The following is a 582-nucleotide window of genomic DNA, read 5'->3' on the forward strand; positions in this document are numbered from 1 at the left end:
TGGCCTGCGGCGTGAGCCAGCGGGCCAGGTCGTTGGCCCACTGCTTTTCCTCCACGCCCGGGCGGGCGAAGTCCGCCATGGCCTTCTCAGCAACGTCGACGGCCGCGTCCTTACTGGCCTGGTCCCAGCTGATGCCGATGGTGGCCGGCACCGTGCCCCCTGGAGCCTGCGGGCCACTGCCCGCGCTCAACGAAACCGGCGCGGAAGGCGTGATTGTGGTTTCAGTCGGTGCAGGCGTGGTGTTCGCTGCCGGGGCGCACGCGGCGCAGAGCAGGGCCACCGCGACGAGGGCCAGAGACTTTTTCACGTTCTCTCCTCTTGAGTAGGCAGGTATAGGAAGGCTGAAGGGACATCGCTGCTGACGGTCCGGGTGTAGTAGTTGTGGTTATCCGGGGGCGGGTTGCCGTTGTATCCCTCTTCGACGTAGGTGCCGTTGTCCCTGACTTCCTTGACCACGGCGACGTGGCCGAAAGTGGGGTCCGCTCCCCCGGCCCCCGGCGCGTACCAGACAACCGCCCCGACACGAGGAACGGAACCGGTGGGCCAGCCCTTGGCATCCCAGCCGGCCTTCCACGTCAGCGC

1 protein-coding gene and 1 pseudogene are annotated in these 582 nt (G+C 67.5%); both read right to left on the reverse strand.

Annotation, left to right across the window (positions count from 1 at the left end):
- A pseudogene (locus tag AC5RWT_RS37960) lies at nt 1–307 on the reverse strand (hypothetical protein); the annotation flags it as partial.
- Nucleotides 304–582 (reverse strand): CHAP domain-containing protein (locus AC5RWT_RS37965; protein ID WP_494084702.1); only part of this gene is annotated, 279 nt, incomplete at its 5' end. The pseudogene AC5RWT_RS37960 and the gene AC5RWT_RS37965, both read right to left, overlap by 4 nt.

It is taken from the genome of Arthrobacter sp. Dra40 (assembly GCF_059091905.1).